The organism is Protofrankia sp. Cr2 (assembly GCF_963555885.1).
GTDB lineage: Bacteria > Actinomycetota > Actinomycetes > Frankiales > Frankiaceae > Protofrankia.
Map to the genome: position 1 here is coordinate 41,749 of NZ_CAUVXG010000036.1, position 8,271 is coordinate 50,019.

An 8,271-nucleotide genomic window follows, 5' to 3' on the forward strand; every position below is an offset into this window, starting at 1 on the left:
GGCCCGGTTCGCGGGAGACGGCTGCCAGGCGTGGATGTCCGAGGGCGCGACGTCCGGTCTGCCGGTGGCGGCGGACGACGGCGTGTGGGTCCGGGCATCCCAGGGCGCGGACGGCGTGCCGCCGGCTGGGCCCGCACCGTCGTCGGAGGCCCCCTGAAACGACGCGCGACCGGAGCCGTGGTCGCGCGGCTCCCGGCCGTTCGGCGGCTCCGCATTCCAGCTGGACAGAGCATCCCACCGGGACCGGATCTCCTCGGCGGATCCGGTCCCGGTTCCGGTGGTCCAGGACGGCTGACGGGTCCACGACGGCGGCCGCTCCCGGGCGGGTTGTCCCGTCGCGAAGTCCGGCCCGCCACGGATACCGGACGGACCGGGACGCCTGGCGGTGGCATCCGAGCCTGGCTGGGGTACGGCTCCCGGGCCGACGCCTCGGCGGGTCGCGTCGGCGCTCCACAGGCTCCGGCGGATCGCGGCGGCGGTGCGTCCGAACCCGCCGGCGGACGCCGGCCGGCGGGCCGGGTCCTTCGCCATCGCGGCCTGCACGAGCCCGCGGACCGATTCAGGCACGTCGGGCGGCAGCGGCGGGGGTTCGTCCTGCTGGTGCGCCATGACGACGACGATCGGGTTGCGGTCGTCGAAGGGGCGCCGGCCGGCGAGGCACTCATAGGCGACCACGCCCAGGGAGTACACGTCACTCGCCGGTGTCACCGGCCGCCCGGATGCCTGCTCCGGGGAGACGTAGTACGCCGTGCCCATCATGATGCCGGTGGCGGTCAGCGGTGCGGCGTCCACCGCGCGGGCGATTCCGAAGTCGGTTACCTTGACCGCGCCGTCGGTACGCAACAGCAGGTTGCCGGGCTTGACGTCGCGGTGGACCACCCCCAGGGCGTGCGCCGCCTGCAGGGCGTCCGCGGCCTGTCCGAGGACGTCGAGGGTCTTCTCGGGGGACAGGCGTTTCTCCCGGTGCAGCAGCGCGGACAGCGGCTCGCCCTCGACCAGCTCCATCACCAGGTACGCGGTTGGATGATCACCTTGGACGATGACTTCGCCGTAGTCGTAAACGGAGGCCACGCCCGGGTGCGACACCCGGGCGGCGTGCCGGGCCTCGCCGCGGAAACGAACGAGGAACGACTCGTCGCTGGCGTACTCGGGACGCAGCAGCTTGACCGCGACGGGACGGCCGAGGGTCTGGTCGAGACCCCGCCACACCTCACCCATGCCGCCGGTGGCGATCCGTCCTTCCAGCAGGTACCGGCCGTCCAGGACGGTGCCCAGCGGTGAGCCGCCGAAGGGGTATGCGGCCCCCGGCGCGGCAGCCGAAGCAACCGGTGGAGGTCCCGCCGGTGGTGGTCCTGCCGGTGGCGCGACAAGCGACGGCGGCGCAGGTGCCGCCGACTGGCCGGCCGGTGCCGCGACACCGGGGTACGGTTCGCCGAAGCCCGGCTGCGCTGGGGTTGTCACCGGCGAGCGTCCAATGCGGCCTTCATGACCTGCTGGGCCACGGGAGCGGCCACCACGCCGCCGGTACCGAGTTCGCCGCCGCCGTCCTCGACGATCACTGCGACGGCGATGGTCGGGTTGATTGCCGGGGCGAAACCGATGAACCACGCGTGTGGGGGCTCGTTGTCGCCGTGCTCGGCTGTGCCGGTCTTGCCTGCGACTGCGACCCCGGGAATCTGCGCCTTGGTGCCGGTGCCGCTGGTGACGACGCTCTGCATCATGGTGTTCAGGTTGGCGGCGATGTCCGCTTTGACCGGTCGTTTGTAGACCTCGGGTTCGGTTCGGCTGATCGCTTTCAGGTCAGGGCCGAGTAGCTCGGCCACGAGGTAGGGCCGCATCATGACGCCGTTGTTGCCGATTGCCGCGGCCACCTGGGCCATCTGCAGCGGCGTGACCTTGTCGTCGAACTGCCCGATGGCCGACTGCGCGGTCTGCGCACCGTCGAGCTTCGCGGTCGGATACACGCTCGGTGCCTGTGCCAGGGGAAAGTCGGGCACGGTCGCGTTGAAGCCGAACGCCTCGGCCTGAGCCCGCAGGGCGGCGTCACCGAGGTCGATGCCGAGCTTGGCGAACGCGGTGTTGCAGGAGATCGTCAGGGCGTGGATGAGCGTGTCGGTCACGCCGTCGCCGCAGCGTTCGCCGTCGAAGTTCGGCAGGACGGTCCTGCTCTGCGGCAGCGGAAGTTCGTCGGGGGCGGCAATGCGCTCCTCGAGCTGGTGACCGGCGGCCAGGGCTGCCGCCGCAGTGATCAGCTTGAACGTCGAGCCGGGCGGGTACGTCTCCTGGGTCGCGCGGTTGAGCAGCGGCTTGTCAGGGTCGGTGTTGAGCGCTTGGGCGGCCTTACTGGCCGTCGTGTCGTTGTGGCTGGCCAGCGGTGTCGGGTCATAGGTCGGGCTGGTCACCATGGCGAGGATTTCGCCTGTCCTCGGGTCGAGCGCCACCACCGCCCCCTTGCGGTTGCCGAGCGCTGTGGTCGCCACCTGCTGGATCTGTGGCACCAACGTGGTGACAATGCTCCCACCCCGCTGTTCGTGGCCTGTTATCAGGTCGGAGACCTTGGAGACGAACAGCCGCTGGTCCTCACCGGACAGGAAGTCGTTCTGGGAGCGTTCCAGGCCCGCGGAGGTGTACAGCCCGTAGTAGCCGACGATGTTGGAGTAGAGCTTCGCGGCCGGGTACTGGCGCTGGAACTTGTAATCGTCATCCACCGGGACGGAGCTCGCGACGGCCTGGCCGCCGGCCACGGCGATCGAACCCCGCTCCCGCTCAAGCCGTTCGGTGATCTGACGGGCGTTGCCGGGCTTGTGCCGCAGGGTGTCGGCGCTCCCGGCCTGCAGCCAGTTGGCGTTGATCAGCAGCGCGGCGAACAACACCAGACACGCGATGGCGACCTTGCGTATGGGTGCGTTCATGTTGTCTTCACCACCTGCGTCGGGCTGTCGGCCACCGCGGTCGGGTCGAACAGCGGCGCGGCCGGCGCGACCGGCGCGGGGCGTCGGTAGGAGTCACTGATCCGTAGCAGCAACGCGATGATGGCGGCGTTGGAAACGATCGACGATCCTCCATAGGAGATGAAAGGCAGGGTCAGACCGGTCAACGGGATGAGCCGCATGACGCCTCCGACCTGTACGAAGACCTGCAGGGCCAGCGACGCGGACAAGCCGGTCGCCAACATCTTGCCGAACGGGTCACGGGCGCCGACGGCGGCTCGCAGACCACGCGTCACGATCAGTCCGTAGATGACGAGGATCGCCATGATCCCGGCAAGGCCGAGTTCTTCGCCGATGCTCGCGACGATGAAGTCGGTGTTGGCGAAGGGAACTCGCTGCGGGCTGCCCTGCCCGAGCCCGGTACCGGTGATTCCACCGGCCGCGAACCCGAACAGGCCCTGTACCAGCTGGAACGATTTGTTGGTGGGGTTGTCACCGTCGAACGCGTGCAGCCAGCCGTCCACCCGGACCTGGACGTGCCCGAACAGCTGGTAGGACAGCACCGCGCCGAGCATGAACAGAGCAAGCCCGATCACGACCCAGGACGCCCGCTCGGTCGCGACATAGAGGATGACCAGAAACATGCCGAAGAACAGCAGGGACGACCCGAGGTCCTTCTCGACGACCAGGACACCGAGGCTCGCCAACCATGCCACGACGACCGGTCCGAGGTCGCGGGCGCGCGGGAAGTGCATCCCGAGGAAGGAGCGGGAGACCACCGAGAGGACGTCGCGCTTGTTCACCAGGTAGCCGGCGAAGAAGATCATAAGAATGATCTTCGAGATCTCGCTGGGTTGGAAGGTGAACGGGCCGATCCGCAGCCACAGCCGGGCGCCGTTGATGGTCGCTCCGATCAGTGGCATGGCTGGCAGCACCAGGAACACCAACCCGACGAGACCGGCGGTGTAGGCGTAGCGCGACAGTGTCCGATGGTCCCGGACGACGGCTAGGACGAGCACGAAAACGACAAGGGCGAGCAGCGTCCACACCAGCTGAAGCTGGGCGGTGCCGGCCGGAACGTGTTTACCGGCCCGTACCGCGGCAGCAACCTTGGCCAGGTCCAGCCGGTAGATCATGACCAGGCCGAGACCGTTGAGGGCCGCGACGAGCGGCAGCAGGATGGGGTCGGCGGCCGGCGCGAACCGCCGTACCGCGAGGTGCGCGAGCCCCCACAGCGCCCCGAAACCCAAGCCGTAGGTGAAGACCGACAGGGTGATGGTCCCGTCGATCGCCAGCACCACGGCTGCCAGCGCAGCCGTCGCGAGCAGGCCCGCGAACAGGAGCAACCACAGTTCCCGCTGGCGATAGGGCGGTAGCTGGGCTCCGGCCGGGACCGGGGACCGGGCGAAGGTTCCGGTGAGATCGACCGCCTTGCCGCGGAGCGGGGGGAGACCTGTCATCCTGCGGGTGTCATCCTGGTGTGGCGAGCGACCGGGCGCAGGTGGGGAGCGATGCGGTTTCGCACGGTATCGGGGTGGTGACGTTTCCGAAACCGGCCTGGGGGTTTCCGGTGGCCGTCCCCCCGGTCAGGCCGGCGTCCGCGGCGGCTGTCGGTGTCGCCGTTGCCGACGGTGTTGCCGTTACCGACGGCGACGCGGTCGGACCCGTGATGTCCGCCGCCACATCGTTGAGGTTCTTCCTGAGGTTCGTGACGAAGGTGCGCGCCGCGTCGAGGCTGTTCACCGGGTGACCATTGGTCACATCGTTGCGTAGAGGCTCCTTGATGTTACTCACCGCGATGGCGGGGTCCGCGGACTCCTTGAAGCTGTGCAGGGAGATCCCGACGAAGCTCCCGGGTACCCCTTCGAAGATCACTACATGCTGGTTGTCCACATCCACACCCACGTAGTACTGCCGGTGGAGGTAGAACCAGGCCCCCAGTGCCGCGGCACCGAGCAGCACGACGGCGCACAGACCGGCGAGTACCGGCCGGGGGAGATGGCGTCGGGCTGAGGTCGCATCGGGTACGTCCTCGGGCTCCGGGTCGCGACGGTGGGTGCCGATCCGACCGATCCTGGCACCCTTGGCGGCCGGTGACTCGTGGTCGGGGAACTGCGGGTTCGGGCCGGTCCGGGCGGCCGTGGCACCCGGCACGATCCGCTTCTCCGCGGCGGCACCGGCGATCAGTGGGCGGTTGTCACCCCCGTCATCGTCCTCCACCACGTCGGCGACGACGACCGTGATGTTGTCGGGACCGCCGCCCTTGAGCGCGAGTTCGACGAGCCGGTCGACGACATCCTGCGGGCCGGGCAGCAGGAGCGCGTCGTGGATGGTCACCTCGGTCACGACCCCGGACAGACCGTCGGTGCACAGCAGGTACCGGTCGCCGGTGATCGCGTCCTGGATGAACAGGTCCGGCTCGACGTCGCGCCCGTCAAGGGCACGCATCAGTAACGACCGCTGCGGATGCGTGTCGGCCTGCGCGGGAGTGATCCGTCCCTGGTCGACCAGATCCTGGACCAGCGTGTGGTCATGGGTCACCTGGCGCAGGACGCCGTCGCGCAGCAGGTAGGCGCGTGAATCGCCGACGTGCAGCACGCCGAGACTGATGCCCGACAGCAGTAGCGCGGTCACCGTCGTGCCCATGCCTTCGAGCGAGCCATCCTCGCTGGCCATCGCGCGCAGCTCGGCGTTGGCCAGGTCCACCGAGTCCGCCAGCGCGTGCAGAATCTCGCCGCTGCCGACGTCTGCGTCCAAGTCGGCAAGTTGTGAGATCACGGTGGACGAGGCGACCTCACCGGCCGCGTGTCCGCCCATGCCGTCGGCTACGGCTACCAGCCGTGAGCCCGCATAGGCGGAATCCTCGTTGCCTTCTCGGACATGGCCAACGTCCGAGCGAACGGCGTAGTGAAGCCTAAGGCTCACCGGTGAAGCTCCAGGACGGTTTTCCCGATCCTGACCGGCGCGCCGAGAGGTACCGGCATGGGACTGGTCACCTTCGTGCGGTCGAGGTATGTGCCATTGGTTGAGCCCAGATCTTCGACGAACCACTGGCCGTCGTGGGGGACGAGTCTTGCATGCCTCGCCGAGGCGAAGTCGTCCTCCAGGACCAGCGTTGAGTCCTGCGCCCGTCCGATGGTGACAGGCGTCGGTCCAAGTGGAATCATCGTCCCTGCAAGTTGACCCTTAGTAACGATAAGTTTGCTCGGCGTTCGCGATCGTCGACTGGGAGGCTTGCTCTGCGGTCGAGCTGGTGGGGCTTGGCGGGCGGGTGTCGGGTGGGGTGGGCGTGCTGCCGCCTGAAGGTGCTGCTGTTGGCGTTTTGTCGGCCCGAACACGTCCAGCCGGACTGCCCGGACGGCGGCGAGGACGAACACCCACAACAGCACCAGAAAACTGATTTTAACGACGAGTAGCACCAGGTCGCTGGGTGCTGATCCGTTCATAACGGCCTACCAGCCGCGATCGGTCTGAGGTGGTGCGGCGGCCCCGGCCGGCCGCTCGCGCTGGGGCGGGTTCCGGCGTGCGGCGGGGGGGAGCTGATCTGGACGGTACGTCTCCTGCTCGTGCATGTCGTCGTCGGGATCAATCGGTCGGACGTCGCGCCGCGGGTCGCGTTGGCCTTCGGGAATTCCCCGATCATATGGCGGGCGATGGCCGGCGGGAACTCCAGGGCCGGCCACGGTCGAGTCAGACCCGCTCTGAGGTGGGCCGGGCATGCGGCTAGCCCGCTGGTCACGAGGGTCAAGACGGTCTGTCCCACCGTGGTGCTGGCCTTCCCTCCCACCGTAGGGGTCGTCGTAGCGCGGACCGCCACCATACGGATCGGCATATGGGGCGGTCGGCTGCCCCCCCACAGGTTGGCCGGTCTCGGGTCGGCCGCCGCCCCGGTATGCCTCCGGCGGTGGCGGGTAGCCGCCCCGCTGACCGTCCCTGCGAGGGTCGCCTCGTCCCGGTTCGTCCTGGTATGGGCCGCCACCCCCGCCCCCGCGGTACGGATCGGCTGGCGGCGGCGGATAGCCGGCCGGGGTACCGCCGTGCCGCGGGTCACCCCGGTAGGGCTCCGCCGGCCGGGGCGGATAGCCGGCCGGGATACCACCGTGCCGTGGGTCGCCCCGGTACGGGTCCGCCGGCGGGGGCGGGTATCCGCGGGGCTCGCCCCGGACGGGCTCGCCCCGGTACGGGTCCGGTGGCCGGTCGTACGGATCGGCTGCCGCGGGGGGATACGGGGCTGGTGGTCCCGGTGGGCTGGCTGGAACACGGCGAGCGGCCCGGTTCGCGTCAACGTCTCGCGGGGCCTCCCGGCGGAAGGCGAGGATCGTTGCGCCCAGCTCGATCTGGTCGCCGTCGACGAGCCGCACCTGGCTGGCTGCGCGGCCGTTGACGATGCTGCCGTTGGTCGAACCGTGGTCGATGTAGACGAACTGGCCATCCGGCATCCGCCGGACCTCGCCGTGCCGGCGGGAAACTCCGGTGTCATTGAGACGTATGTCACACTCAACGCTGCGACCGATGACCGTGATCTCGCTGTCCAACGGATATTCGCGCTCCTCCCCGGGGGCACGGCTCTCCGGTCCGGGCTTGACGGAGATCAAAAGGAGCGGCGTTCCCGGAGTCTTCGATCGCGGGCGTGCGGGGCCGCGTCGACCGGCCACGGCGCCGGGGTCGGCTGCGGTCACGCTGCTGCGAATGCGGAACACCCCGACATCGAGGTCCTCGGCCTCCGCGAGCCGCACGTTGACGGGACCGACGAACGTGTAGCGCTGCTCGGCGGCATGCTCGCGGACCATCTCGGCCAGCTCGTCGCAGAGCGCTTGGGTGTAAGGGGCGAGTCGGGCGAAATCCCCCACGGCGAGCTCGACCGCGAACTCGTTGGGGACGAGCACACGGTTGGAACCGACCGCACGCCGGTCGTCGGTTTCCCGGGCCAGCGCACTGGCGATCTCGACCGGTTCGACGCCGCCCTTGAAGACCTTGGCGAATGCACCCTCGACGAGGCCGCCCAGGCGGCGTTCGAAGCGCTGTAGCACGCCCATCTCGACCTCCCCTCCTCCAGGCCTTCTCCCGACCCTGAGATCGTATGCTTCCAGCCCCACGCCGCCCACGGCTCGGGCGGCGTGGATCGCGTGATAGCGTGATAGTCGCACTCGGGCGAGTGGCGGAATGGCAGACGCGCACGGTTCAGGTCCGTGTGTCTTAACGGACGTGGGGGTTCAACTCCCCCCTCGCCCACGTACTGATTTGTGCTGGTCGCCGACCGTTGGTCGGCTTTCCGGTGGTCGTGATGTCTGCCGGGGGGGCGACCCCCCGGACCCCCCGGTGCAGGGCTGCGCCCCGGACC

The 8,271-nt window shown here is 69.3% G+C and carries 6 protein-coding genes and 1 tRNA gene; 1 reads left to right on the top strand and 6 read right to left on the bottom strand.

Annotated features, from left to right (window positions below; all coding sequences use genetic code 11):
• From U9978_RS16370 to U9978_RS16395, 6 genes are all read right to left on the bottom strand, one after another.
• Positions 1–1,461: protein kinase domain-containing protein (locus U9978_RS16370; protein ID WP_416211004.1), on the bottom strand; the 1,461-nt coding region annotated here is incomplete at its 3' end.
• Positions 1,458–2,912, bottom strand: a complete 1,455-nt coding sequence (locus U9978_RS16375) for a penicillin-binding protein 2 (protein WP_322762000.1) — start codon at positions 2,910–2,912, stop codon at positions 1,458–1,460. The genes U9978_RS16375 and U9978_RS16370, both read right to left, overlap by 4 nt.
• A complete protein-coding gene (locus U9978_RS16380; protein WP_322762001.1) occupies positions 2,909–4,390 on the bottom strand; it encodes an FtsW/RodA/SpoVE family cell cycle protein in 1,482 nt (493 codons plus the stop codon). Before U9978_RS16380 ends, U9978_RS16375 begins: the two co-directional genes overlap by 4 nt.
• A 10-nt stretch (positions 4,391–4,400) precedes the next feature.
• Complete coding sequence (locus U9978_RS16385) at positions 4,401–5,855, bottom strand: PP2C family serine/threonine-protein phosphatase (protein ID WP_322762002.1); 1,455 nt, start codon at positions 5,853–5,855, stop codon at positions 4,401–4,403.
• On the bottom strand, positions 5,852–6,376 hold the full coding sequence (locus U9978_RS16390) for an FHA domain-containing protein (protein WP_322762003.1): 525 nt from the start codon (positions 6,374–6,376) through the stop codon (positions 5,852–5,854). The genes U9978_RS16385 and U9978_RS16390 overlap by 4 nt, the downstream gene beginning before the upstream one ends.
• 6 nt (positions 6,377–6,382) lie before the next feature.
• A complete protein-coding gene (locus U9978_RS16395) occupies positions 6,383–7,966 on the bottom strand; it encodes an FhaA domain-containing protein (RefSeq protein WP_322762004.1) in 1,584 nt (527 codons plus the stop codon).
• 113 nt (positions 7,967–8,079) lie between these two features.
• Between U9978_RS16395 and U9978_RS16400 the strand changes: the two genes are divergently transcribed.
• A tRNA-Leu gene (locus U9978_RS16400) sits at positions 8,080–8,162 on the top strand.
• Positions 8,163–8,271 lie beyond the last annotated feature (109 nt).

Bases quoted from the DNA above. Each gene is read 5' to 3' on its own strand.
- U9978_RS16375 (WP_322762000.1), bottom strand. From the start codon at position 2,912: ATGAACGCACCCATACGCAAGGTCGCCATCGCGTGTCTGGTGTTGTTC.
- U9978_RS16390 (WP_322762003.1), bottom strand. From the start codon at position 6,376: ATGAACGGATCAGCACCCAGCGACCTGGTGCTACTCGTCGTTAAAATC.
- U9978_RS16395 (WP_322762004.1), bottom strand. From the start codon at position 7,966: ATGGGCGTGCTACAGCGCTTCGAACGCCGCCTGGGCGGCCTCGTCGAG.
- U9978_RS16380 (WP_322762001.1), bottom strand. From the start codon at position 4,390: ATGACAGGTCTCCCCCCGCTCCGCGGCAAGGCGGTCGATCTCACCGGA.